The sequence below is a fragment of the Amycolatopsis sp. NPDC049868 genome (assembly GCF_044461365.1).
Lineage (GTDB): Bacteria > Actinomycetota > Actinomycetes > Mycobacteriales > Pseudonocardiaceae > Amycolatopsis.
This window is the reverse complement of record NZ_JBITKV010000002.1, coordinates 881,932-905,945: the sequence shown is the minus strand read 5'-3', so window position 1 is coordinate 905,945 and position 24,014 is coordinate 881,932. Positions and strand designations below refer to the sequence as shown.

Annotated in this window: 24 protein-coding genes; 9 read left to right on the top strand and 15 right to left on the bottom strand. The window is 68.3% G+C overall.

Going from position 1 to position 24,014, the window contains the following annotated elements; translation table 11 throughout:
• Nucleotides 1–82: 82 nt before the first annotated feature.
• Both gap and ACIBTM_RS12555 read left to right on the top strand, forming a co-directional pair.
• Nucleotides 83–1,093 (top strand): type I glyceraldehyde-3-phosphate dehydrogenase, encoded by a 1,011-nt coding sequence (gap, locus tag ACIBTM_RS12560; protein WP_395876590.1) that lies wholly within the window; start codon nt 83–85, stop codon nt 1,091–1,093.
• Nucleotides 1,090–2,037, top strand: coding sequence for a DUF3048 domain-containing protein (locus tag ACIBTM_RS12555; protein WP_395876588.1), 948 nt, complete (start codon nt 1,090–1,092; stop codon nt 2,035–2,037). Before gap ends, ACIBTM_RS12555 begins: the two co-directional genes overlap by 4 nt.
• Nucleotides 2,038–2,050: 13 nt before the next feature.
• Here the strand turns inward: ACIBTM_RS12555 and ACIBTM_RS12550 are convergent, their stop codons facing one another.
• On the bottom strand, nt 2,051–3,052 hold the full coding sequence (locus tag ACIBTM_RS12550; RefSeq protein ID WP_395876794.1) for a zinc-binding alcohol dehydrogenase family protein: 1,002 nt from the start codon (nt 3,050–3,052) through the stop codon (nt 2,051–2,053).
• A gap of 135 nt (nt 3,053–3,187) precedes the next feature.
• Between ACIBTM_RS12550 and ACIBTM_RS12545 the strand changes: the two genes are divergently transcribed.
• Both ACIBTM_RS12545 and ACIBTM_RS12540 read left to right on the top strand, forming a co-directional pair.
• A complete protein-coding gene (locus tag ACIBTM_RS12545) occupies nt 3,188–3,481 on the top strand; it encodes a DUF4342 domain-containing protein (RefSeq protein WP_395876587.1) in 294 nt (97 codons plus the stop codon).
• Nucleotides 3,478–4,128 (top strand): LiaF transmembrane domain-containing protein, encoded by a 651-nt coding sequence (locus ACIBTM_RS12540; RefSeq protein WP_395876585.1) that lies wholly within the window; start codon nt 3,478–3,480, stop codon nt 4,126–4,128. The genes ACIBTM_RS12545 and ACIBTM_RS12540 overlap by 4 nt, the downstream gene beginning before the upstream one ends.
• Nucleotides 4,129–4,358: 230 nt before the next feature.
• On the opposite strand, the gene ACIBTM_RS12535 is transcribed toward ACIBTM_RS12540, so the two are convergent.
• Nucleotides 4,359–5,555: a CHAD domain-containing protein gene (locus ACIBTM_RS12535; protein ID WP_395876583.1), complete on the bottom strand. Its 1,197-nt coding sequence runs from the start codon at nt 5,553–5,555 to the stop codon at nt 4,359–4,361.
• Nucleotides 5,552–6,367 (bottom strand): polyphosphate kinase 2, encoded by an 816-nt coding sequence (gene ppk2 / locus ACIBTM_RS12530; RefSeq protein WP_395876582.1) that lies wholly within the window; start codon nt 6,365–6,367, stop codon nt 5,552–5,554. The genes ACIBTM_RS12535 and ppk2 overlap by 4 nt, the downstream gene beginning before the upstream one ends.
• 421 nt (nt 6,368–6,788) lie before the next feature.
• Here ppk2 and ACIBTM_RS12525 point away from each other — a divergent pair, with 421 nt between their 5' ends.
• Nucleotides 6,789–7,157 carry a spore germination protein GerW family protein gene (locus ACIBTM_RS12525; protein ID WP_395876580.1) on the top strand — a complete coding sequence of 123 codons (369 nt, stop codon included), beginning with the start codon at nt 6,789–6,791 and terminating at the stop codon, nt 7,155–7,157.
• Here ACIBTM_RS12525 and ACIBTM_RS12520 read toward each other — a convergent pair.
• Both ACIBTM_RS12520 and ACIBTM_RS12515 read right to left on the bottom strand, forming a co-directional pair.
• Nucleotides 7,132–7,893, bottom strand: a complete 762-nt coding sequence (locus ACIBTM_RS12520) for an ABC transporter permease (RefSeq protein WP_395876579.1) — start codon at nt 7,891–7,893, stop codon at nt 7,132–7,134. The two genes, ACIBTM_RS12525 and ACIBTM_RS12520, sit on opposite strands and share 26 nt — an antisense overlap.
• 10 nt (nt 7,894–7,903) lie before the next feature.
• On the bottom strand, nt 7,904–8,665 hold the full coding sequence (locus tag ACIBTM_RS12515; RefSeq protein ID WP_395876578.1) for an ABC transporter ATP-binding protein: 762 nt from the start codon (nt 8,663–8,665) through the stop codon (nt 7,904–7,906).
• A 170-nt stretch (nt 8,666–8,835) separates the two neighbouring features.
• On the opposite strand from ACIBTM_RS12515, the gene ACIBTM_RS12510 reads away from it, so the two are divergent.
• The 3 genes from ACIBTM_RS12510 to ACIBTM_RS12500 all read left to right on the top strand — a co-directional run bounded on the left by ACIBTM_RS12510 (nt 8,836) and on the right by ACIBTM_RS12500 (nt 12,110).
• On the top strand, nt 8,836–9,240 hold the full coding sequence (locus ACIBTM_RS12510; RefSeq protein WP_395876577.1) for a hypothetical protein: 405 nt from the start codon (nt 8,836–8,838) through the stop codon (nt 9,238–9,240).
• Complete coding sequence (locus tag ACIBTM_RS12505) at nt 9,237–11,036, top strand: APC family permease (RefSeq protein ID WP_395876576.1); 1,800 nt, start codon at nt 9,237–9,239, stop codon at nt 11,034–11,036. Before ACIBTM_RS12510 ends, ACIBTM_RS12505 begins: the two co-directional genes overlap by 4 nt.
• Nucleotides 11,037–11,288: 252 nt before the next feature.
• Nucleotides 11,289–12,110 carry an SDR family NAD(P)-dependent oxidoreductase gene (locus tag ACIBTM_RS12500; RefSeq protein WP_395876575.1) on the top strand — a complete coding sequence of 274 codons (822 nt, stop codon included), beginning with the start codon at nt 11,289–11,291 and terminating at the stop codon, nt 12,108–12,110.
• Between the two features lie 46 nt (nt 12,111–12,156).
• Here the strand turns inward: ACIBTM_RS12500 and phoU are convergent, their stop codons facing one another.
• From phoU to ACIBTM_RS12465, 7 genes are all read right to left on the bottom strand, one after another.
• Nucleotides 12,157–12,840, bottom strand: a complete 684-nt coding sequence (phoU, locus tag ACIBTM_RS12495) for a phosphate signaling complex protein PhoU (protein WP_395876574.1) — start codon at nt 12,838–12,840, stop codon at nt 12,157–12,159.
• Nucleotides 12,841–12,948: 108 nt separating this feature from the next.
• A complete protein-coding gene (locus ACIBTM_RS12490; protein WP_395876572.1) occupies nt 12,949–14,928 on the bottom strand; it encodes an amino acid transporter in 1,980 nt (659 codons plus the stop codon).
• Between the two features lie 189 nt (nt 14,929–15,117).
• Nucleotides 15,118–15,438, bottom strand: coding sequence for a DUF1048 domain-containing protein (locus ACIBTM_RS12485; protein WP_395876571.1), 321 nt, complete (start codon nt 15,436–15,438; stop codon nt 15,118–15,120).
• A 1-nt stretch (nt 15,439) separates the two neighbouring features.
• Complete coding sequence (locus ACIBTM_RS12480; protein ID WP_395876570.1) at nt 15,440–15,796, bottom strand: DUF1048 domain-containing protein; 357 nt, start codon at nt 15,794–15,796, stop codon at nt 15,440–15,442.
• Complete coding sequence (locus ACIBTM_RS12475; protein WP_395876569.1) at nt 15,793–16,119, bottom strand: PadR family transcriptional regulator; 327 nt, start codon at nt 16,117–16,119, stop codon at nt 15,793–15,795. Before ACIBTM_RS12475 ends, ACIBTM_RS12480 begins: the two co-directional genes overlap by 4 nt.
• Nucleotides 16,120–16,451: 332 nt before the next feature.
• Entirely contained in the window at nt 16,452–17,789 is a 1,338-nt protein-coding gene (locus ACIBTM_RS12470; protein ID WP_395876568.1) for an MFS transporter, read from the bottom strand.
• Complete coding sequence (locus ACIBTM_RS12465) at nt 17,786–19,012, bottom strand: M20 family metallopeptidase (RefSeq protein ID WP_395876567.1); 1,227 nt, start codon at nt 19,010–19,012, stop codon at nt 17,786–17,788. Before ACIBTM_RS12465 ends, ACIBTM_RS12470 begins: the two co-directional genes overlap by 4 nt.
• Before the next feature lie 116 nt (nt 19,013–19,128).
• Here ACIBTM_RS12465 and ACIBTM_RS12460 point away from each other — a divergent pair, with 116 nt between their 5' ends.
• The gene (locus ACIBTM_RS12460) at nt 19,129–20,160 is read left to right on the top strand and encodes an AsnC family transcriptional regulator (RefSeq protein WP_395876566.1); all 1,032 of its coding nucleotides are present in this window, start codon (nt 19,129–19,131) and stop codon (nt 20,158–20,160) included.
• Between the two features lie 427 nt (nt 20,161–20,587).
• Here the strand turns inward: ACIBTM_RS12460 and ACIBTM_RS12455 are convergent, their stop codons facing one another.
• The 3 genes from ACIBTM_RS12455 to ACIBTM_RS12445 all read right to left on the bottom strand — a co-directional run bounded on the left by ACIBTM_RS12455 (nt 20,588) and on the right by ACIBTM_RS12445 (nt 23,979).
• Nucleotides 20,588–22,027 carry a trypsin-like peptidase domain-containing protein gene (locus ACIBTM_RS12455; RefSeq protein WP_395876565.1) on the bottom strand — a complete coding sequence of 480 codons (1,440 nt, stop codon included), beginning with the start codon at nt 22,025–22,027 and terminating at the stop codon, nt 20,588–20,590.
• Between the two features lie 72 nt (nt 22,028–22,099).
• Complete coding sequence (galT, locus tag ACIBTM_RS12450) at nt 22,100–23,182, bottom strand: galactose-1-phosphate uridylyltransferase (protein ID WP_395876564.1); 1,083 nt, start codon at nt 23,180–23,182, stop codon at nt 22,100–22,102.
• Nucleotides 23,179–23,979 carry a DeoR/GlpR family DNA-binding transcription regulator gene (locus tag ACIBTM_RS12445; protein WP_395876563.1) on the bottom strand — a complete coding sequence of 267 codons (801 nt, stop codon included), beginning with the start codon at nt 23,977–23,979 and terminating at the stop codon, nt 23,179–23,181. The genes galT and ACIBTM_RS12445 overlap by 4 nt, the downstream gene beginning before the upstream one ends.
• Nucleotides 23,980–24,014 lie beyond the last annotated feature (35 nt).

Genomic DNA, 24,014 nt, shown 5'->3' with positions numbered 1-24,014 from the left:
GCGAGGGAGGACCTTCGTCTCTACGGCGCGTCCGTCGCCGAGCAGATCATCGACGAATCGATGGACGACGCGGGAGGCGATCATGACGGTACGGCTCGGGATCAACGGCTTCGGCAGGATCGGGCGGGACGTCCTCCGCTGCGTACTGGAGTCGCCGGAAAGCCCGATCCAAGTGGTGGCGGTCAACGACATCACCTCGCCCGGGATGCTGGCGCACCTGCTGGTCCACGATTCCACCTACGGCAGGCTCCGGACACCGGTCGACATCGTCGACGGCGAGGCTCTCCGCGTCGGCGACCACCTCGTCAAGGTGACGGCGGAGGCCGATCCGGCTCGGCTGCCGTGGGGCGAATACGGCGTCGATGTCGTCATCGAGTCCACCGGCAAGTTCCGGACCCGTGAAGCGGCGGGCGTGCACCTGGCCTCCGGCGCCAGGAAGGTCGTGATCTCCGCACCGGGCAAGGACGTCGACGCGACGATCGTGCTGGGGGTCAACGAGGGCGACTACGACGCCGCGAACCATCACATCGTCTCCAACGCCTCATGCACGACCAATTGCGTCGCGCCGATGGTGAAGGTTCTTCACTCGGCGTTCGGTGTCCGGCGTGGACTGCTCACCACCATCCACAGCTACACCGGGGACCAGGCCCTGCTGGATCGCCCCCACAAGGATCCGCGCCGGGCTCGCTCGGCGGCGGTCAACGTGGTGCCCACCAGCACCGGCGCCGCCAAGGCCATCGGACTGGTGATCCCGGAACTGGCGGGCAAACTCGACGGGGTCGCGGTACGTGTACCTGTCGAGGACGGCTCGCTGACCGACCTCACCGTCGAACTCGAACGCCCCGTGACCGCCGGGCAGGTGAACCAGGCGTTCGCCGAGGCCGCAGACGGCGCGCTCAAGGGGATCCTGCGGTACACGGAAGCGCCCGTGGTGTCGCGCGACATCATCGGCGATCCCGCGTCGTGCGTGTTCGACGCCCCCTTGACCAAGGCCGACTCGAATCTGGCGAAGGTCTTCGGCTGGTACGACAATGAATGGGGTTACGCGACCCGCACCGTCGAGCTGGTGGAAATGATCGGACGTAGTCTGTGAAGAAGTCCTGGTGGATCGCGACGACCGCGGGAGCGCTGGTGCTCGCCGCCGTCGTGGTCCTGGTCGTGCGGGAGTCTTCCGGCCCGTCCGGACCGGGTCCGTCCCCTTCGTCCAGTGAAGCCCCCGCGCCGGATCGCCGCGCGATACTGGCCGTCAAGATCGACAACGTGGCGGCCGCCCGCCCGCAGACCGGTCTGGGCACGGCGGACCTCGTGTACGTGGAACCCGTCGAAGGCGGACTGACCCGGCTGCTCGCGCTCTACCGGGGCCGTCCGCCGTCGGTGATCGGCCCGGTGCGCAGCGCGCGAGCCACCGACCTCGGCTTGCTGGCGCAATACGGGAAACCGGCTCTCGCCTATTCGGGCGCCGCGCCCGAGCTGCTGCCGTCCTTGCACTCGGCGCCGCTGGCGAACGCCTCACCGGCGGAGGTGCCGAACGCGTTCTTCCGCGACGAATCCCGTCCGTCACCGCACAATCTCTACCTGCGCCCGAACCTGGTCCCCGACGGTGAGATCGAACCGGAGGGCGCGTTCCCTCCGTCGGGCGCCGCACCCGAATCCGGCCCGCCGTCCGCCACCGCCGCGATCCGCTATCCGGCGGCGGCCTTCACCTTCACCTGGTCCCAGGACATCGGCGAGTACCTGATCGCGGTGGACGGCTCACCGCTGACTTCGGTGGACAGCGGCCAGATCCGCGCCGCGACGATCGTCGAACAACGAGTCGCCGTCCACCTCGGCGAACGCGGGGAAACCGGCACGGTCCCCAACTCCCCCATCGCCCGGACGGTCGGCACCGGGAAGGCGACGGTGTGGCGGGACGGGCAGCGATTCGCGGCGACCTGGGACCGTGCGACCGCGCAGGCGCCGACCCGGTTCAAAACCGCGTCCGGGAAGCCGCTTCCCGTCTCCGAAGGGCCTTTGTGGATCCTGCTCGTCCCCGCATGACACAACGCGGCGGTCAGCTCACCCGCAGCACTGCCGCGCCGTTGACCCGGTCGGCCGCCAGATCCGTGAGCGCCCGGTCCGCCCCGTCCAAGGGGTACGGCACCGTGCTCACCTCGAGGTGATGGGTACCGGCGAACGCCAGGAATTCCCGGGCTTCGGCGCGGGTGTTCGCCGTGACACTGCGCACCTGGCGTTCCTGGAAGAGGTGCCGCTGGTAGTTCAGGGACGGGATGTCGGAGAGATGGATTCCGGCGAGCGCCAGCGTCCCGCCCCGGTCGAGGGCTTCGAGGGCGGGCGGGACCAGTTCTCCGGCCGGCGCGAACAAGATCGCCGAATCCAGCGGCTCCGGCGGCGGATCGGCGGCCGCCACGGCCGAGGCCGCGCCGAGCGCCAAAGCCAGCTTTCTGGTTTCCTCGCTGCGCGTCATCACATGTACGACGGCGCCGCGGGCGATCGCCACCTGTGCGGTCAAGTGGGCACTTCCGCCGAAACCGTAGATCCCGAGGCGGCCGCCCTCGGGGACCTGTGCCCGCTGCAGCGCGTGGTAACCGATCAGCCCCGCGCACAGCAGCGGCGCGAGCTCGTCGTCGGTGTACCCATCGGGCAGCGGCAGGGCATAAGCGGCGGGCACGACGGCGAATTCGGCGTATCCCCCGTCCTCGTCCCACCCCGTGTACCGCGACGCCGGACACAGATTCTCCCGGCCACGACGGCAGTACCGGCACCGGCCGCAGGTTTCGCGCAGCCACGCTATTCCCACGCGGTCACCCACCGCGAAGCCCGAGACACCGCTTCCCACGGCGGCCACTTCGCCGACGACCTCGTGGCCCGGTGTCACCCCGGCCCGGTGCACCGGCAGGTCGCCCTCCGCGACGTGCAGGTCGGTGCGGCAGACCCCGCACACCAGGACCCTGACCAGCAGTTCGCCGTCCGCCGGTCGCGGGACCGGCACCCTCGCCCAGTCGAGCGGGTGCGATGCCATCGGCCCGGGCCGGGAGACCCGCCAGGCGCGCATCTCCATGATCGCCTCCTCCGTCGGAATCTCCTTCCTACACCGATTGTGCGCCTTTCGGCCGTGGGGAAGGACCGAAGGTCACTGCCACCCGGCGAGCCGAAGCGTCACCGTGGAAGCAGAAGGGAGAAGAGAACCATGACCGTGCAGAAGGAAGAGCAGCGAACGCCCGAATCCCCGACACCGCGAGCCGGGCGCGAAATCTTCGCCGAGAAGGTGCAACGACTCGTCCACGAGGGCAACGTCCGGCGCATCGTCGTCAAGGACACCCAGGACCGCGTGATCCTCGACGTCCCGGTGAACGCCGGTGTCGTCGCGGCGGTTCTCGCCCCGGTCGCGACCGCGGCCGGCGCGATCGCCGCACTCGCGGGGCCCTGGTCCATCGCGGTCGAACACCGTGGCGACCCGGCGCCGGAGGAGAAGCCGTCGTGAAACCCGTGCGGTTCTGGGTCGGGCTCGTCTTGGTGGCACTGGGAGTGCTGGGAATCCTCGACGCGACCGGCGTCCTCGAAGCCGGAGGCTTGCTCGCCGCGTGGTGGCCGGCGTCCTTGGTCGGCCTCGGCATCGTCGCGATGCTGTCCCAGCGGCGGGTGTCGATCGGACCGGTCGCCGTGACGGTGATCGGGCTCATCCTGCTCGCGGGCACCCTGGATCTGGCGGAAGGCGGCCTGTGGTGGCCGACCCTGCTGGCCGTGGCGGGTTTCGCCGTGCTCGCCGGACTGCGCCGGGAACACTCTTCCAGGACACCGCTCGTGATGTTCGGTGGAGCGACCACCAGGGAACAGTCCCGCCATCTGCGGCACACCGATGTCTCGGCGATCTTCGGCGGTTCGACGCTCGACCTTCGCCAGGCGAAGATCGACGAAGGCGCGACCGTGGACGCTTTCGCCTTGTTCGGCGGTGTCAAAGTCCTGGTACCGCGGGGCTGGCGGGTCTCACTAGGCGGCCTGCCGTTCATGGGCGGCCTGGAAGACAAGACCAACGGCGCCGGCGATCTCCCGGCGGACGCTCCCGTGCTCGCCGTGAACGGGACCGCGATCTTCGGCGGCGTCGAGGTCACGAACACCGCTGAGAAATGACGAGAGGACTGCGCGGTATCGCCGCGGCCCAAGGGTCGCGCCGGTACCGCGCAGCCGCGTCTTATGGTCGCGGGGTGGATGAAGGGGCCTTTCACCGCATGTGACTCGGTCATGTCGCGAAAGCCACTTTCGGGACATCACACGTCGCGAAAGTGGCTTTCGCGACACACCACCTTTGCCTTACCCGCGACCCCGCGCAGAGCCAGGCAAGTGCTCCGCCTTCACCCGACTCAGGACACCAGTTCGGCGCGTCCGGCGGATGACATCACAGAGCCCTTCGGCCTCGTAGCGCCGGGATGCCAGATGGGACAAAGGGCACGGCGGAGATCGTGCCAGGCGGCCGGCAGCTCGGCCACGCATCGATCCGCGTTGGCCGTCTCCTGTTCCAGCACCACCGCCAAGGTACGGTCCGTGACCTCCAAGGCTCTCACGAGCTCGCGGGCGACGACCGCGTCCTGGAATTCGCCGAGCAGGTCCTGGAAGGCACGCAGTGCGGGCTTGGCGCCGACCGGCAGCACCCCGGCCCCTGCCTCCAGCGCGTACCGCAGCCGCTTGGCCGCTTTCCGCACCCCGTGGACGGCGCGGTCACGTTCCGGGCCGGCGGGGAGCACGGCGACCGCCGCCACGCGGGCGTCGACTTTCTCGGCCACCACACGAGCCAGGTGAGGAAGTACTCGCTTGGCGGGCCGCCGGGCCGCTGTGGGCCACTGCCGCCGGGGTTTCTCGCTCAGCACCACCTCCAGAACGTCCAGCGCGGTGAGCAACTGGAGATACCGGCGGCCGTCGAGCGCGCACCGGACCCGCTCGCGCGCCTCGTCCGACAAGGTGGCGAAGCAGGCGTTCGCCCGCTCTCCGGCCCAAGGCCGTGAACGAGCCCACTGAACTTCGATGTCACGCGCCGGCCCGAGTTCCCCGCCGAGCCAGCGCAATTCGTCGCTCAGCGCCTTGAGCAGCCTCCGCCCGCCCAGCACCCTGGCATACGCGGAGAAGACTCCGCGCAGGCGCCGGGTGGCCACTCGCATCCGATGCACCGCGTCCGGTCCGTCCTGCCGCACGGCGAGGTCCGCGGCGGCGAGGGCCGCGATCTGCGCACGCACGTAATGGAGGGCCACTCCTCGCGCGGAGTCGTCGGGAGGTCGAGACGGTCGCACGATCCGGTGATCGAGCACCGCGTGGAGTTCAGCCGTCCCGCCGTCGCCGATCCGTGCGACGGCAACCAGGTCGTCATCACGGGTATACGCCCGTACCAACCGGGAGAGGGAGGGCGGGACGACCGAGCCTGAACCCGCGAAGCGGACGGGCCCTTCAGGCGTTTCAAGGCACCACTGTCCTTCATGGACACTCAAGGTCAGGTCGTTTCTGAACAAGCGCAGCGAAACAGTGTCGAAGTACACGGTCTCGCTCACGGTTCCGATGGTCGCGCTCATGTACTTTCCTCCCGCAAGGTCGCCGCGTGGTCCGGAACGTAGGTCTGCAACAGCCGATCAGGACGGCGGTAGCCGTTCGACTCCGGGCGCGGCGGGAGTGAAACCGCCTCCTGAGCGACGTCGTGGTAGGGCACGCTCGAAAGGAGATGGGCGATCATGTTGAGCCTGCCGCGCCGTTTCTCCTCGCTTTCGACCACGTACCAAGGCGACTCGACGATGTCGGTATGCACGAACATATCGTCTTTCGCCCGCGAGTAGTCCTCCCATTGCGTCACTGACCGCAGGTCCATCTCGGAGAGCTTCCAGCGGCGCATCGGATCGTCGATCCGGTTACGGAACCGCCGCTCCTGTTCGTCACGGCTGACCGAGAACCAGTACTTGCGCAAGAGGATGCCGTCGCCGACCAGCAGCCGCTCGAAGATCGGACACTGCTGCAGGAACCGCCTGTGCTCTTCGGGGGTACAGAAACCCATCACCCGCTCGACACCGGCACGGTTGTACCAGCTGCGGTCGAACAGCACGATCTCCCCCGCCGCGGGCAGGTGTTCGACGTAGCGCTGGAAGTACCACTGCGTTCGTTCACGGTCGGTAGGTTTCGGCAGTGCCGCGATCCGGACGACGCGTGGATTCAGGTGTTCGGTGACCCGCTTGATCGCGCTGCCCTTCCCGGCCGCGTCCCGTCCCTCGAACACCACGACGAGGCGGATCCCTTCCTGCCGCACCCACTCCTGCAGCTTGACCAGCTCGGCCTGCAACCGCAGCAGTTCGCGTTCGTACACCAGACGCGGGATCCGCGGCTTGTCCTTGGCCATGTCCTCGACGGTACGAATCGAGTCGGAACGGGGATTCGGCCGTACGTCGGCGGCGGAGGGGTCTTTCGTCACCTGCGGCGAGAGCCGTCCGACTCTCGCCGCGCCGCTCCACTATGGATTTCTCCTGCTTCCGTCACCCTGTCCAGCCTCACCCAGGAGGCACCGGCGGCGGAAGGGACCAAAGACCCTCGGCTCCGTCACGCCCAGCGAAGCCGTTCGCCCCTGTGGCCGCGATCCGAAGGAAGCGAGCATGAAGACGACTCGGCCGTTGACCGCGAAGCCGCCAGCGCCGTGCTGCTGACGGCGACCCGGCTGAACCTCGCGTGGGCCGCTACGGGGTCGGCCTGCCGATACCGCTACAGCGCGCGAGAGATGAAATCCGGCAAGGGACCAACCACGAATCCGCATACGGGAGCACATCATGAACGTCGACGAACTGGTGAAGAAGGCCAAAGACGGTCTCGAAAGCAAGATGGTCTACGGCGAGCCGTACCAGGCCGACGGAGTCACGGTGATCGTGGCTGCGTCGGTCGGCACGGGCGGCGGTGGCGGTGACAGCCGTGACGAGAAAGGCCGGTCGGGCGAAGGCGGCGGATTCGGTCTGTCCGCGAAACCGGTGGGAGCGTACGTCATCAAAGACGGCAAGCTGCGCTGGGAACCCGCGGTCGACGTGAACCGGCTCTTGGCCACCTTGGGCATGATCGCGGTGGCGGCGTTGTTCGCGGCCACCCGTTTCGCGAAACTCAAGCACCGCACGCCATCGGTCAGGAGATCTTGCGCCGATAGGTGATCGTGGCGAAGAAGTACGCGACGACGAGGAGACCGGCGCACCAGGCGAGGGCGATCCAGATATCGGTGCCGACCGGCCGGCCGTCGAGCAGGGCGCGGAGGGCGTTCACGATCGAGGTCACCGGTTGGTGTTCGGCGAAGGCACGCACCGGGCCGGGCATGGTGGCGGTGGGCACGAAGGCCGAACTGAGGAAGGGCAGGAAGATGAGCGGGTAGGAGAACGCGCCCGCACCGTCCACGGATTTCGCGGAGAGACCGGGGATGACCGCCAGCCAGGTCAGTGCCAGCGTGAACAGGAGCAGGATGCCGGCCACCGCGAGCCAGGTCGCCGGCCCCGCTCCCGAGCGGAAGCCCATGACGAGGGCGACGCCTATGACGATCACGAGGGAGACCAGGTTGGCGACGAGCGAGGTCAGCACGTGTGCCCACAGCACGCCCGAACGCGCGATCGGCAGGGATTGGAAGCGTTCGAAGATCCCGCTCTTCATGTCGGTGAAGAGTCTGAGCGCGGTATAGGCGACGCCCGACGCGACCGTGATCAGCAGGATGCCGGGCAGCAGGTAGTTCACATACGAATCCGTTCCGGTATCGATCGCGCCCCCGAACACGTAGACGAACATGAGCATCATGGCGACCGGCATCATCGCCGTCGTGATGATGGTGTCCATACTGCGCGTCACATGCTTCACCGATCGTCCCAAAAGGACGGTCGTGTCACCGAAGAAATGCTTGTTCATGGTCTGCCCCTTACTTGTCCGTGCCGACGATGGCCAGGAAGACGTCCTCCAGGGACGGTTGTTTCTCCACGTATTCGACCTCGGCGGGCGGGAGCAGCCGCTTGAGTTCGGCGAGGGTGCCGTTGACGATGATCCGTCCTTTGTGGAGTATCGCGATCCGGTCGGCGAGCTGCTCGGCCTCGTCCAGATATTGCGTCGTCAGCAACACTGTCGTGCCGCGGGCGGCGAGTTCCTTCACCGCGGCCCACACCTCGATTCGCGCCTCGGGGTCGAGCCCTGTGGTCGGCTCGTCGAGGAAGATCACCGGCGGATTCCCGATGAGGCTCATGGCGATGTCCAGCCGCCTGCGCATACCACCCGAGTACGTCGAGACCTTCCGCGCTCCCGCGTCGGTCAGCGAGAACCGCTCCAGCAGGTCGTCCGCGATCTTGCCCGGCCGCTTCAGATGCCTCAGCCTGGCGACGAGCACGAGGTTCTCACGCCCGCTGAGGATCTCGTCGACAGCGGCGAACTGGCCGGTGAGGCTGATGACCTCACGCACGCTCGCCGGGCGCGTGGTGACATCCAAACCATCGACACTCGCCGTCCCCGCGTCCGCCTTGAGCAACGTGGACAGGATTCTCACGACCGTGGTCTTGCCCGCGCCGTTCGACCCGAGGAGAGCGAAGATACTGCCCCTTTCCACGTCGAAATCCACACCCCGCAGGACATGCAGCGTCTTGTACGACTTCTCCAGGCCTCGCACCCGGATCGCCTGAGCTTGTGTCGCCATCAGGGCACCCCCTTCCGCACTACTCATCATCACTGACTACTGGTACATAGTAGCGCTGACTACCGGAACCGCAAGCCTGACGTAGTGGCGCCGTCAAGACAGGGTCGTTCGGCGTGCGAAGGCCGTAAGCGGCTCTTCAGCCGGTGTCATCGGCAGGCTCGGCTATCGGGATGCGTACCGCACGCCGGATCCCGGTGTCCGCTTTGATCAGTTATCCCCTGGGTTTCGCCGGCGCCCTCGCCGCGGCTTTCCTCGCACGGGCGGGCGACGGCTCACCGCAGCCGCTCGTTTCGGTGGTGCTCATGGTCGCGGTGATCGATGCCGTCGCCTTGCTCGGCACCGCACGAGCCGCCTTCGCCACCGCGGCGATCTGCTGGATCCTGCACTCCTGGCTGGTACTGGGGCATCCGTCCGGGCACGACGCCCTCGTGTTCGCGCTCAATGCCCTGGGAGCCACCGGTTTCGCGTGGTTGTCCCGGGACGTCAGGTTGGCATCGGGTTCACCCGGTTCGCTGTCAAGAACCCGTCAACATCCTCGAACCGAAGACCAGGGGAACCCCACGCTGACGGCGTGACCACAACACTCACCCGCCCCGAGAGCGGAACCGACCGCTCCGAACGCCACCGCCTTTCCGTCGTCGGCGGGCTCGCCGCGCTGTCCTTGGACGCGATGGCGTCGGTCGCCTACGGACCCGAGGCGATCGTCATCGTGCTGGCCGTCGCCGGCGGTGCGGGGCTGGGCTTCACCGTGCCGGTCACCCTCGCGATCGCGGTACTGCTGGGCGTGTTGACGCTGTCCTACCGTCAGGTGATCGCCGCGTTCCCCGACGGCGGCGGGGCCTACGGGGTCAGCCGGGCCTACCTCGGACGCCGGGCCTCACTGGTGGCGGCGGCATCGCTGATCGTCGACTACGTGCTCAACGTCGCGGTGTCGGTGGCGGCCGGGGTCGCCGCGCTGACGTCGGCGTTCCCCGGGCTGCTGCCGTACACGCTGTGGTTGTGCCTCGGCGTGCTGGCGCTGGTCACCGGCGTGAACCTGCGCGGCATCGCCGAGAGTGCCCGGGTGTTCGTCGTGCCCACCGTGATCTACGTCGGCGCGATCCTGACCGTGATCGTCGCCGGCCTGTTCCGTTCCGGCCCGGCCGCGGCCGTCGTCGCGCCGGAACACGCGCAGAACCTGCAGGCGGTCGGAATTCTATTGCTGCTCAAGGCTTTCGCGAACGGTTGCGCGGCACTGACCGGAGTCGAGGCGATCGCCAACGCCGTACCGTCGTTCCGCAAGCCTCGTGTCCGGCGCGCACAACACGCGGAGATCGCGCTGGGTGGCCTGCTCGGCGTGATGCTCCTCGGGATCGCCGTGCTGATCGGGAAATTCGGAATCCATCCGGTGGACGGCGTCACCGTGCTCTCGCAGGTGACCACCGCGGCGCTGGGCGACGGCTTCGGTTTCTACCTGGTGCAGTTCTCGACCGTGGTGCTGCTCGCCTTGGCCGCGAACACGTCCTTCGGCGGGCTGCCCGTGCTGGCCCAGTTGCTCGCCAAACACAACAAGCTGCCGCACGTGTTCGCCCTGCGCGCGGAACGCCAGGTGTACCGCTACGGCGTCGGTTTCCTCGCCATCACCGCGGCCCTCCTGCTCGTCATCACCGACGGCGACATGAACACCTTGGTCCCGCTGTTCGCGATCGGGGTGTTCGTCGGGTTCACCCTCTCCCAGGTCGGGATGGTCCGGCACTGGCGGCGGACCCGCCCGGCCGGCTGGCGCGGCAAGGCCACGCTCAACGGCTTCGGCGCGCTGCTCACCGGAGCCGCGGCGATCGTGGTGACGACGACCAAGTTCGGCGAGGGCGGCTGGCTGATCGTCGTCGCGCTGCCGCTGCTGGTGGCGGCCATGGAATGGGTGGAACGCAGCTACCGCCGGATCGGCGAGCGGCTCGGACTCGGCCTGACCCCCGCTCCCCCGCGGCCGCACCGTTCACTCGTCATCGTCCCCGTGCACACCGTCTCCCGCCTGACCCGTGACGCGCTCGCCGCCGCGTTGTCGCTCGGCGACCACGTCGAGGCCGTGCACGTCATCCACCCCGACGACGAACAGGCGGCGCGGGACTTCGTCGCGGACTGGGAGAAGTGGCACCCCGAAGTGACGCTGGTCCAGCTCCACGACGAACGGCGCCGTCTCGGCGAGCCACTGGTGGAGCACCTCCGCACGGTCGGCGACCGGCACGTCTTCGTGCTGATCGCCGAGGTCGAACCGGAACATTGGTGGCAGCGGATCCTGCAGAACCAGCGCGGCGGCGTGCTCGCCCGAGCCCTGCGCCGCCGCTCGGACGCCGTCGTCTGCCGGATGCGTTTCCGGTTGACCGCCCGGTGACCGGCCTCCCCGAACGGCGCCACGGTAGGAATCCGTAAAACCGGATCGGCCTGTCTTGCTCTCCGGTCACGGACACGTTTGGCTGGAGCCATGGGCAGAGGGCACGCGTGGGCCGTTCGCCACGACGACCGTCCACCTCATCCGGCGCCGGTCGGCGATACCTCCGATACCGGCGATTCTCCGGCCGGCCGTTGACCTTTACGGCCCCCGGGCGCCCTCGAACGCGCCCATGAATCCTTTGTGGATGGACCAATGAACGAAAGCCCCACAGTCCTGCTCACCGGAGCGTCGGACGGTATCGGTTTCGAAACCGCCCGCCTGCTGCTCGCTCAAGGTTGCACGGTGATCGCCCATGCCCGCACCCGCGAGGAAAGCGAAGAATCCTGCGACCGGCTGGTGAAATCCGGCGTCGACGCGCGAAGGCTTCGGCCCGCCGTCGCCGACTTCACCGATCTGGGTCAGGTCATCGATCTCGCCGTCACCGTCAGCGAGACCTATCCCCGCCTTGATGTCCTGGTCAACAACGCCGGAATCACCGGGCCGCACGGGCGTGTGCTCACCAAGGACGGCCACGAACAGACCGTCCAGGTCAACTATCTGGCCCCGTACCTCCTGACCCGGCTGCTGGAGGACGCGCTCGATCGCTCCGAGGTGAGCCGCGTGGTGAACGTGTCCTCCTCGCTGCACCGCGGCGGGCGGATCAACTGGAACGACCTCAACTGGAAGCGCCGCTACAACCGCGGGGCCGCCTACGCACAGTCCAAACTCGCTCTCACCATGATGACCACCGCACTGACGGAGTTCCGGCCGAAGGTCCGGGAAGCCGTCAGCGTGCACCCTGGCATCATCGCCACCAGGATGCTTCCGGGATACAGCTACCGCGGCCGTCCGGTCGCCGAAGGAGCCGAACCCGTCGCCCGGCTGGCGAACCCAGGGGCCAAAGTCCTCAACGGCGGCTACTACGACGGGCGGTTGCCCGCGAAAGCCGCGGCCGCCGCCGTCGATCCCAGCGATGTACGGAAGCTGTGGTCCCTCAGCGAACGCCTGACCCTCTTCGACAAGCGACAGCTCTGACAGAGGTGCCCGGGGACGCCGGTCCCCGGGCACCTCCATTTCCGGACTACGCGATCCGCGCGCCGCCCTGTGCGGGCACGACGTCCGTCCACTTCGGACGACCGGTGACGACGAACGTGGTCTGCTTCGCCAGCGAGACCGCGTGATCGGCGAACCGTTCGTAATACCGGCTCAACAAAGCCGCGTCGACCGCTTTCGCGGTGCCGTAGGCCCAGTCCTGGTAGTCGATCACCGTGAAAAGCGTCCGGTGCAGGTCGTCCATGTCGTCGTCGACACTGATCAGCTTCCGGGCCAGCACCGCGTCACGGCTCTGGACGGCCTGCCCGGCCATCACCGCCAGCCACACCGCGATACGGCCCATTTCGACGAACCGCGGCACGAGCACCTGCGGCACCACCCTGGCCGGGTACCTGCGCTGGACGGCCTCGGCGACATGAATCGCCAGCCGTCCCATCCGGTCGAGGTCTCCGACGGCGTGGATCGCCGCCAGCACGACCCGCAGATCGGTCGCCACCGGCGACTGCAACGCCAAGATCGCGTGTGCGTGTTCCTCCGCCTCGGCCTTGGCCCGTTCCAGGGTCGCGCCGTCGGCGATGACCTCGCGCGCCAGCTCACCGTCGGCCTCGACCAACGCCGTTCCGGCTCGGTCCATCATGTCGGCGACCATCCGCGACGTCCGCAGCAGCCGGGCGACGAGCCGGTCGAGTTGTTCGTGGTAGGAGGTACGCATGCACCCGATCCTGGTGCGGCGGGAATCGCTTCTCGGTGACACGAGACCGAATTTCACGGGAACAGTACGCCGATCGCCCCGACGTCGACCTCTCGTTAACGTCCGCCGTCAGCCGACGTGGATTCCCGGCCGGAGTGCCGGATCGCGCTCGCTGGTGCGGATGATCTCGCGGACCACCGGTGCGGTGTCGCCACGGCCGAGGATCAGGTAGCGGAACAGGTGCCCGAGCGGGTTGCCCTCGCTCCATTCGAAATGGCACTGCGGCCGCACCCCGGTGGCGTCGCGCAGCGCGAGCAGGATGGCCGCGATCGCGTTCGGCGCGGCCGGGCTCTCCACACGCAGGACCCGGAATCCTTCGATCTCGACACCGCGGACCTTCAGCACGTCACTGAACCCGGACGGGTCGATGACGTCGATTTCGAGGAACAGGACGTCGGCGGCACCCGGCACCGGGTTCATGCCGCGCTGCTCGGCCTCCTTCGCCCGGTACTCGTCGGCGTCCCCGGCCTGACGACGGTTCGCGATGATGGTCAGCGCGCCGTCGTGAGCGATCGACTCGGTGACGAAGCGGCGGGCGGGCTCGTCGAACTCGATGTGCTCCACCCGCAGTTCCGTGGTGCGGGTGACCCGCGAGATCAGCGACACCACGATGATCCCGAGGACGAAGAACGCGGAGATCGTGAGGCCGTCGGGTTTCTCGATGACGTTCTCCACCAGCGCGTAGATCAGGATCAGGGTCAGCACGGCGAACGCGATCGCGGCCTTGCGCTGCCGCTTCTTCGCCGCGGAGATCGCCACGGCGACCGACGCCGACACCATCATCGCGAGGATCCCGGTGGCGTACGCCCCGGCCTGGGCGTTGACGTCGGCGTTGAAGATGATCGTCACCAGGATGCAGATCGCGGTGTAGACCAGCACCACCGGCCGGACCGCGCGGGCCCAGTCCGGCGCCATCCCGTACGCGGGCAGGTAGCGAGGGACGATGTTGATCAGCCCGGCCATCGCCGACGCGCCGGCGAACCACAGGATCAGGATGCTGCTGATGTCATAGACGGTACCGACCCATTCGCCCATCAGCTCGTGCGCGAGATACGCCAGTGCCCGGCCGTTCGCCTCGCCACCCGGTTTGAACGCGTCGGCAGGGATCAGGACCGTGGTGACGAAACTGGTCGCGATCAAGTAGACCGACATGATCAGCGCGGCGGCGGTGAGCAGCTTGCGGGTGTTGCGGATACGGCTCGCCAGTTTCTGCTCGGCGTTCTCGCCCTTGGCCGCCACCAGCGGCATCATGCTCACGCCGGTCTCGAACCCGGACAACCCGAGCACCAGCAACGGGAACGCCAGGATCGCCGGGCCGATCACCCCGCCGAACCCGCCTCCGCCGGAGGTGAGCGCGTCCAGCCAGCGGTCGAACGCGCCGGGATCGGTGAGCACCTCACCGATCCCGGCGACCACGACGACGGCGTTGAGCACCAGGAAGATCGCGACCAGCGGGATCGCGACCCCGACCGCCTCACTGAACCCGAGCAGGAACACCCCGCCCAGGATCAGCAGCAGGATCACCGTGATCAGCACTTCGTGCCCGTGCAGGAACGACGGGGTGATGGGGTTCTCCAGCGCGTGCACCGTCGCGTCCGCCGAGGACAGCGTGATGGTGATGATCCACGAGGTCGCGACGAAACCCAGCAGTACCAGCACGAAGATCTTGCCGCGCCAGAACGGCAGCAGGTTCTCCAGCATCGCGACCGACCCCTGGCCGTGCGGGCTCTCCTTCGCCACCCGCCGGTACATCGGCAACATGCCCAGCAGGGTCAGCGCGACGATCAGCAACGTCGCCAGCGGTGACAGCGCGCCCGCGGCCAGCGCCGCGATACCGGGCAAATACGACAAGGTGGAGAAATAGTCCACACCGGTCAGGCACATGACCTTCCACCACGACTGCGGCGTCGCGTGGTCCTCCTGGCTCTCCGGCCCCACCGGCTGGACCCGGTGCTCCATCAGCCATCGGCCGAACTTGCCCGTCGGCACCGCCTGCCTGTCCGGACTGTCCACCCGCTCCGGAACAGCGAAATCCGGCACCTCGGTCATACCCCTTGTCCTCCCCGCGTCTCCTGTGCGCCCCTGCACGCCATCTCCACCCGGACGTGGCGGCCGCACATCGACGCGGACACTAACGATCTCGCGTCAAGAATCGCCGATCCGGCCGTAAAGAAAACATCAATGTCGCGCGACAGGCAGAGGCGCCGCTTGCCAAGGCGGCCAGGAAGCCGCTGCTGCTCACGCTGGATCCGGCCGGCCGCTGATGGACTCCTGATAGGCATCCGCGTAGGTGGGCGTGTCCTTGATCAAGTCGTCGCAGAAGGCGGCCACGTCCTCGCCGATGAGTTCCAGCACTCCCTTGCCGGACGCGGCGCCCTCCTCGAAGAAGTCCACGATCCCGGACAGCAGGGGTCCGTCGGCCAGATCGACCGGCCCCACCTTGAACAGGTACTTCTGCATCTCCTTGTAGACGATCTGATAGTCCGGCGGGAGCGCCTTGACCCGCGCCACGTGCGCGCGCCACTGCTTCTTGCCCTCGATGATGTCCTGGATGCCCACGTCAGCCTCCCAGCTGCTTCAGTTTCCTGGCGACGTTCCTGTTCAGCTGCTCACGCCAGCGGTCGCGAAAGCCGCGGCCGCGTTCCTCTCCGGCCAGCGCCGCGCAGAAACCCTCGATGTCGTCGCCTAGCACGTCGTGCACGCTCTGCCCGTCCGCGGCCGTTTCCTCGAGCAGCCCCAAAGCGCCGTCGAGAATCGGCATCAGGTTGCGGCCGGTGAAGTCCGAGTAGAGGGAAAGACGCCCCGTGATCTCTTCCCACGCCGACCGGTAGTCGGCGGGCAATGCCTGCGCCCGGACTTCGAACGCCTTCCATTCCCTGGTGAGATCACTTCCTGTGATGGTCTCCCAGAATTTCATTTCCCGTCCTCCTTGAGCTTGTCGATCCGCGACGTGACGTACTCCCACTTCGCCCAGAACCTCGCGAGTTCCGCGCGCCCCGCGTCGTTGAGCGCGTAGAACTTGCGCGGCGGCCCTTGCTCGGACGGCCGTTTCGTCACCTGGACCAGACCGTTCTTCTCCAGCCGCAGCAGGATGGCGTACACCGTCCCCTCGACCACCTCCGCGAAGCCGAGCTCGTTCAACCGACGCGTGATGGCATACCCATAGGTCTCCTCGCCGCCGACGATCTCCAGCACACAACCCTCGAGCGTGCCCTTCAGCATCTCGGTCAAACCGTCCATCGCACCCCTCCTTGGTACTCAGTGGCACTGGGTACTACTACAAAGTATCACAGAGTACCGGGAGGGTGCGACTCGCTCCTCAAGTACATGAAGGCCCCCTTCCTGTACCTAGGCGCAAGGAAGGGGGCCTTCACGTACTTGGCATGGTGTGAAGGTCGAGTTTCCTCGGCTGAGCCGAGGCAAGGAGGCCTTCATGGACCTGGCCCGCGATCACCCGCCCCCGTAGCCGACCGGGGTGAAGGGAGCCTTCAGCCCAACCACTCCGCTAGCGCGTGAAGGCCCCCTTCCCTCGGCTGAGCCGAGGGAAGGGGGCCTTCACGCGCTTTGAGGGCTCAGGCGACGGCCTTGGACTCGGCCTCCGCGTCCGCCTTCTCGTGCAGGTCGACGCCCCGGGTTTCCGGGAGGGTGAAGACGACCAAGGCGCTGATGGCCATGAGCACCATGCCGTAGACGACGAACAGCGACGGGTGGCCGTTCTTGGCGAAGAGCGTCTGCAGGTACGGCGCGGTACCACCGAAGGCCGCGACCGCGATCGAATACGGCACGCCGACGCCGATGGTGCGGATGCGGGTCGGGAAGATCTCCGCGTAGACCGCGGGGCCGATGGAGGAGAACCCGCCCATGAGGACCAGCGCGATCGACATCGCCACGAACAACTGCCAGGCCTGGTCGCCGACCATCGCGTTCAGCGGGAAGCTCAGCACCAGCAGGCCGATGATCGCGATGAACAGGACCGGCTTCCTGCCGATGCGGTCGGACAGCCTTCCCCACAACGGCAAGGCGATCAGGAAGATCACGTTCGCGAACACACCCGCCCACAGCGCACCGGTCGGGTCGACGCCCCGCACGGTGATCGCGTACGACGGTGCGGCGACGGCCCACATGTAGTAGATGACCGTTGCCCCGACGGTCATCCCGATGACCTGCAGGAGCAGCTTCGGGTTCTGCTTGATCGTCTGCCAGATCCGGCCCTTCTCGGCCTTCTTCCCGGCGGCGTCGTCCTTCGCCGACTCGGCGAGGAACACCCCGGTTTCCCGCATGCGCAGCCGCATGTAGAGCGAGTAGATCCCGAAGACGCCGCCGAGCACGAACGGGATCCGCCAGCCGTAGGAGAGCATTTGCTCGCGGCTCAGCACACCGGAGAGGACCGCGCCCAGCAGTGTCCCGGCGAGCACGCCGCAAGTGCCGGAGAAATAGATCAGGCTCGACCACAGCCCACGCCGGGCGGGCGGGGCGACCTCGGAGATGTAGGTCTGAGCCGAAGGCAGCTCACCGCCGTGCGCGAGGCCCTGTGCCAGCCGCGCCACCACGAGGATCACCGACGCCCACACGCCGATCTGGCCGTAGGTGGGGGAAAAGCCGATGACGAGGCTGCCGCCGGCGGCGATCGCGACCGTCAGCGTCATCGCCAGCTGACGCCCCTTGCGGTCGGCGATCCAGCCGAAGACCAAGCCTCCGAGGGGCCGGGCCGCGAAGCCGACCGCGAAGACCGCCAAGGTGCTCAGTAGCGCCGAAACCTCGTCGTGAGCGTTGAAGAACTGCGCGGCGAAGAACGACGCGAACGTCGCGTAGATGTTCCAGTCGAACCATTCCATCGCGTTGCCCGCGCCGAGCCCGAACAGGGTGCGGCGGCGGTCCGGGATGGTGGCCGTGTCCACGGTCGCGCTCATCGGGTGGCTCCTTCGGCGAAGCGGTCGAGACGGCGGACGGCGAGTTCGGCGTAGACGGTGGCCGCCCTGGACAGCACGGACGGATCGAAGTCGGCGTACGGGCTGTGGTTGTTGGGCGCGGTGTCCGGTTCGAGCCCGGGCATCAGCGCACCGAGACCGAGGAACGTGCCCGGCACCTCGGCCAGCACCCGGGAGAAGTCCTCGGAACCGGCCACCGGATTGGGCAGTTCGGTGTAGTACTGCTCCCCGATCGTTTCGCGGACGACCTCCGCGCCGAACGCGGTCTCGTCGACGTCGGTGACGGTGACCGGGTACTCGCTTTCGAACACGACGTCGGCGGTGACGCCGTGCGCTCGCGCGACGCCCTCGATCGTCTCGCGGATCGCCGTGTCGAGCAGCGCGCCGGTGGCATCCGAGAAACAGCGGACGGTGGCCTCGAAGTCGGCGGTGGCGGGGATGACGTTGCGCTTGGTGCCGCCGCGGATGACGCCGACCGTGAGCACGGCCGGATCGAAGATGTCCAGCCGCCGGGTGACCATCGTCTGCAGCGCGGTGATCATCGCCGCGGTCGCGGAGATCGGGTCCTTGGCGCGGTGCGGCATCGAGCCGTGGCCGCCCTCTCCGTGCACGGTGACGAGCAGCCGGTACGACGCCGACATCAGCGTGCCGGGGCGGCTGGCGAACTGCCCGCTGGGCAGCATGGACGAGAAGACGTGCAGCCCGTAGGCCGCGTCGGCGCGCCTGCCGGCGGCGTCGAGCACACCTTCCCGGAGCATCACGCCTGCGCCGTCCCAGCCCTCCTCGCCGGGCTGGAACATCAAGACGACATCGCCGTTGATGCGGTCGCGGTGGGTGTGCAGCAGCCGCGCCGCGCCGACCAGCGACGTGGTGTGCAGATCATGGCCGCAGGCGTGCATCGCGCCGTTAGTAGCGGCGAAGTCCAGCCCGGTCGCTTCGGCCACCGGGAGTGCGTCCATGTCCGCGCGCAGCAAGACCGTGCGCGGCCGGGCCGAATCCCGGGCCGTACCCTCGCCGCGCAGCACCGCGGTCACCGAGGTCGTGCCGGTCCCGGTGGAGACCTCCAGGCCGAGCCCGTCGAGTTCACGCAGGACCCGCTCCTGGGTGCGGGGCAGGTCGAGACCGATCTCGGGCTCGCGGTGCAGGTCGCGCCGCAACCGGACCAGCTCGTCCTGCAGGCTTCGAGCGTCGTCGTGAAGGTCCACCGGTCGTTCTCCTCTTCGTCGGACGTCCGCGTCTTGGTCGTCGAGTGTGCGAATCCACGTCCGATATCGGGCTAGAATTGTCGGAATCGCTCAACGATCGGCCCCTGGACGTACAAATGGTGATCGATTCGCTGGATGAGGAGGACTTTTCGCTCATCCACGCTCTGCAACTGCGGCCTCGGGCCACCTGGGCGCAGCTGGGCGACGCCCTCGGCTCGTCGCCGGTGACGCTGGCGCGGCGATGGGAGCGGCTGCGCGATGGAGGCGGAGCCTGGGTGACGGCTTATCCGCGCGTGCCCGGGCGGTCCCGGATCCAGGCCGCGTACGTCGAGATCCGCTGCGCGAGCGGCCAGGTGCGGGAACTCATCCGCGAACTGTCCACCTGGCCATCGGTGGTCAGCATCGAGGAGGCTTCGCGCGAGTACAGCCTGGTGCTGACGGTGTTCGGCCTCGGCATGCACGACCTCTCCACCCTGCTGCTGGACGCGATTCCCGGGCTTCCCGGTGTCCTCAATATCCGTTCGCATCTGGTGTCCCGGCTGCACGTCGAAGGCAGCTCATGGCGGGTGGGCGCGCTGGACCGGGGGCGCGTGCAGGCGTTGTCCCAGCTGCCGCCGTCCGGCGGCACGGGCGGACGGCAGACGGCGCTGCAGCCGTGGCGGGAGCCTTACGCCTCGCTGACCGCCGCGCTGGGCGAGGACGGCCGCCGCACCGCCGCGGACCTCGCCCGGCTCACCGGCCGTCCGGTATCGACCGTCCGGCGCCAGTTCGGCCATCTGATCGCCGCCGACGCGCTGACGTTCCGGTGCGAGATCGCGCAGGGGCTCACCCCGTCGCCGATCGTCGTCAACTGGTGGTGCCAGGTGCCCGTCGCGCACGTGCCGACCTGCGTGGACCGGCTGCGGGCGAATCCGGCCATCCGTCAGATCGCGAGCCTGCCCGGACCGGCGAACCTGCTGGTGACCACCTGGATGCGCTCGATCGAGGAATCGATGCGGATGCAGGAACATCTGGAACAGGACCTGGCCCCGCTGTCGATCGTCGACTCGGCACTGATCCTGCGGACGGCCAAACGGATGGGATGGCTGCTGGACGACCTGGGCCGCAGCACGGGCTTCGTCGTCACCATGCCCGCTCGCCGGGAATGAAGCCCCATGGTCTGGGCGCGTGTCGCGAAAGCCACTTTCGGGACATCACACGTCCCGAAAGTGGCTTTCGCGACACGCCCTGGCCACGAGGCTCGCCTGACCACTCACCGCAACAAGCCACATATGCATTACCCCTCAATAACCCGAATCACCACTCACGACCTGTCCGGCCGGGGCGAAGGCTCCTTTCGTCGCATCAGACGCGGCGAAAGGAGCCTTCAGCCCACGCACGACAACGGGGATACCGCGCAGATAGAGGCCTTCGCGACACGCCCTGGCCTGGACGGCGCGGCCTTGCCTTGGCCCTCATGAAAAAGGGGCCACGCGCGACCGGGATTGGCAGCCGGTCGCACGTGGCCTCCGAGGTCCGGCCCGCTGGGGGTTCGAGCCGGAGTTGGTCTCGGCCGCGCACTGCGGCCGAGCGTCTCTAGTTCGGCGTGACGGGCTGGCCGCCGAGGGTCACCTCGATGACCTTGTCCCCGCTGAGCGTGAACTTCACCTTGTCGTTCGGCGCCCGCGTGCGGATCTCGGCGACGAGCGCGTCCGCGTTGGGGATCGACCGGTCGTCCAGCTTCGTCACGACGTCGCCGGATTTGAGGCCCGCCTTCTCCGCGGGGCTGCCCGGCGAGATCTCACCGAGCTGCGCTCCGCCCGTCGGCGCCGTCTGCACTCGCGCGCCGATGAAGGTCTGCGTCGCCTGGCCGGTGTTGATGATGTCGTCGGCCGTGCGGCGCGCCTGGTCGATCGGGATCGCGAAGCCGATGCCGACGTTTCCGCCGCTCTCGCCGCCCTGGCCCTGCGCGGACTTCGGGCTGTAGATCGCCGAGTTGATGCCGATGACCTGACCGGCCATGTTCGCGAGCGGGCCGCCGGAGTTGCCGGGGTTGATCGCCGCGTCGGTCTGCACCGCCGACATCACCGTGGTCTGGTCGCCGTTGCCGCCGGCGCTCACCGGCCGGTTCAGCGCGCTGACGATGCCCGAAGTGACCGTGCCCGTCAGTTCGAACGGCGAACCGATCGCGACCACCGGCTGGCCGACCCGCAGGTCGTCGGAGCGGCCGAGCTCCACCGGGGTCAGGCCGCTGACGCCGCTGACCTTCACCACGGCGATATCCGTCGTGGGGTCGCGGCCGACGACGGTCGCCGTGCCCTTCTTGCCGTCCTGGAACACCGCCTGGATCTGCCCGCCGCCGGCGGCGACCTCGACGACGTGGTTGTTGGTGAGCACGTAACCGTCGGTGCTGAGCACGAAACCGGAGCCCTCGCCCGCACCCGACCGGCCGGACACCTGCAGCTCGACCACGCTCGGCGACAGCTTCTGCGCCACGGATTCGACCGAACCGGCGGGCAGGTTGCCCGTCTGCTGTGCGGGCTTCGGCGCGTCGAGCGCGTTCACGGCGGAGCCGCCGGACCCGTCGCCGGTCAGGTAGCCGACCGTGCCGCCCGCGACACCGCCGACGACGAGCGCGATCGCCGCGACACCGGCGAGCAGTTTGCCCGAGGTGGACTTCTGCGCCTGGCGCTGCTGCGGGACCGCGTAGACCGACGGACCCGGCTGGGTGTACGGCGTCTGCTGGCCGGGGATCTGGTGTCCCTGCGTGTACTGCCCCTGCGTCTGGTGCTCCTGGGTGGGCGCCTGCTGAGTCTGCGTCTGAGCGTGGGGCGACCACGGGTTGTACTGCTGCTGCTCCGCGGGGTAGGCCTGCTGCGCTCCGGTGTGCGGAGTGGCATGGCCGCCGAGGCCGGTCGCGTCCGGCTGCTGCGGCGCGGGCTGAGCCGCCCAGCTCACGCTCTGCTCCGCGTCCGGCCGATCGCCGGCGGGCCGCGCCTTCTCGGCGTCGTGGCCGCTGGGGTCGTTCTCGGTCATGTCTTCACCTTGCGGGATGGTCCTGAGAAGTTCCTGAGCCAAAGCTGTGCATCGCACATGAGTATGGCCCTGTCAGCGGGTGGCGCGCAGCCTGTCCGCGATCTGCTCGGGGGTGGCGTCGTTGATCCACACGGCCATCCCGGACTCCGAACCCGCCAGGTACTTCAGCTTGTCCTTGGACCGCAGGACCGAGAACACCTCCAGGTACAGCCAGCCGAGTTCGCGGTCGCGTTTGGCGGGCGCCTGGTTCCAGGCCGCGATGTAGGGCAGCGGCCGGTCGTAAAGCCCGTCGCAGCGGCGCAGGACTTCGAGGTAGACGTCGGCGAAGTCGTCACGTTCGGCGTCCGACAGCGCGGGGATGTCGGGCACCTGGCGATGCGGCACGATCTGGACCTGCACCGGCCAGCGCGCCGCGGGCGGCACGAACGCCGTCCAATGCTCGCCCGCGACCACGACCCGCTCCCCGGACGCCCGCTCGGCGGCCAGGACGTCCCCCATCACCGGACGGCCGTGCTCGGCCTGGTAGGCGCGGGCGACCTCCAGCAGGCGCTCGGTCTTCGGCGTGACGAACGGGTAGCCGTAGATCTGACCGTGCGGATGGTGCAGGGTCACGCCGATCTCTTCGCCGCGGTTCTCGAACGGGAAGACCTGCTCGACACCGTCCATCGCGGAAAGTTCGGCGGTGCGGTCGGCCCAGGCGTCGACGACCGCACGGACCTGCTTCGCCGTGAGCCCGGCGAAAGACCCGTCGTGGTCGCTGGTGAAGCAGACGACCTCACAACGGCCGACACCCGGCGCGACCGGCACCAGCCCCGCTCCATCCACTGTGGACGAATCACCGAGGACGTTACGGGCGAAGGAAGGGAACCGGTTCTCGAACACCGCGACGTCGTAGTCCGGCTCCGGGATCTCACTGGGCTTCCCGGGCTTCGTGGGGCACAACGGGCACAGATCGGCCGGCGGTTTGTAGGTCCGCGTCTGCCGGTGGGCGGCCATCGCGACCCATTCGCCGGTCAGCGGGTCGCGCCGGATCTCCGAGGCCGCCGCGACCCGAGGCAGGTCACGCGTGTCTTCGGCGGTGCGTTCGGGCGCGCCGGGCGCGTCGAAATAGATGATCTCCCGGCCGTCGGCCAGGTGCCTAACCGTGCGCTTCACGCTTCTTCAGCCTCAGCCGTCTCCGCCGTTTCGGCGATCATCAGCTCACGCGCCTGCTCGGTGAGCGTTTCCCTTGCGTTGTCGGACAAACCGTCGTCCGAGACGACGACGTCGGCCTCTTCGAGCCCGGCGATGGTGGAGATCCCGACGATGCCCCATTTGGTGTGGTCGGCCAGCACGACCAGCTTGCGGCCGGCTTCGACCAGCGCGCGGTCGGTCTCGGATTCGGTGAGGTTCGGCGTGGTGAACCCGGGGCCGTCGGCCATCCCGTGCACGCCGAGGAAGACGACGTCCAGGTGCAGCGAGCGCAGGCTCTGCACGGCGACCGGCCCGACCAGCGCGTCCGACGGGGTGCGGACACCGCCGGTGAGGACGACCGTGCGATCCGGCTGGTTCGCGCCGCGCAGCACGTCGGCGACCTGGATGGAGTTCGTGACGATCGTCAGGCCGGGAACCTCGTCGAGTGCCCTGGCCAGCGTCCAGGTGGTGGTGCCCGCGGAGATGCCGATCGCGGTGCCCGGCCGGACCAGCCCGGCCGCGAGGGCGGCGATGGCCTCCTTCTGCGCGCGCTGGCGCACGGATTTGGCCTCGAAACCGGGTTCGTCGGTGCTCTTGCCGACGATGGAGGTGGCGCCGCCGTAGACCTTCTCGACCAGGCCACGGCTCGCGAGCACGTCGAGGTCGCGGCGCACCGTCATATCGGAAACGCCGAGTCTCACGACGAGATCGCTGACCCGGACCGCCCCGGTCCGGCGCGCCTCTTCGAGGATCACCGCCTGTCGTTGCCGCGCGAGCACGGAGCCTCCGATGACTACACTGGATCAACTACACA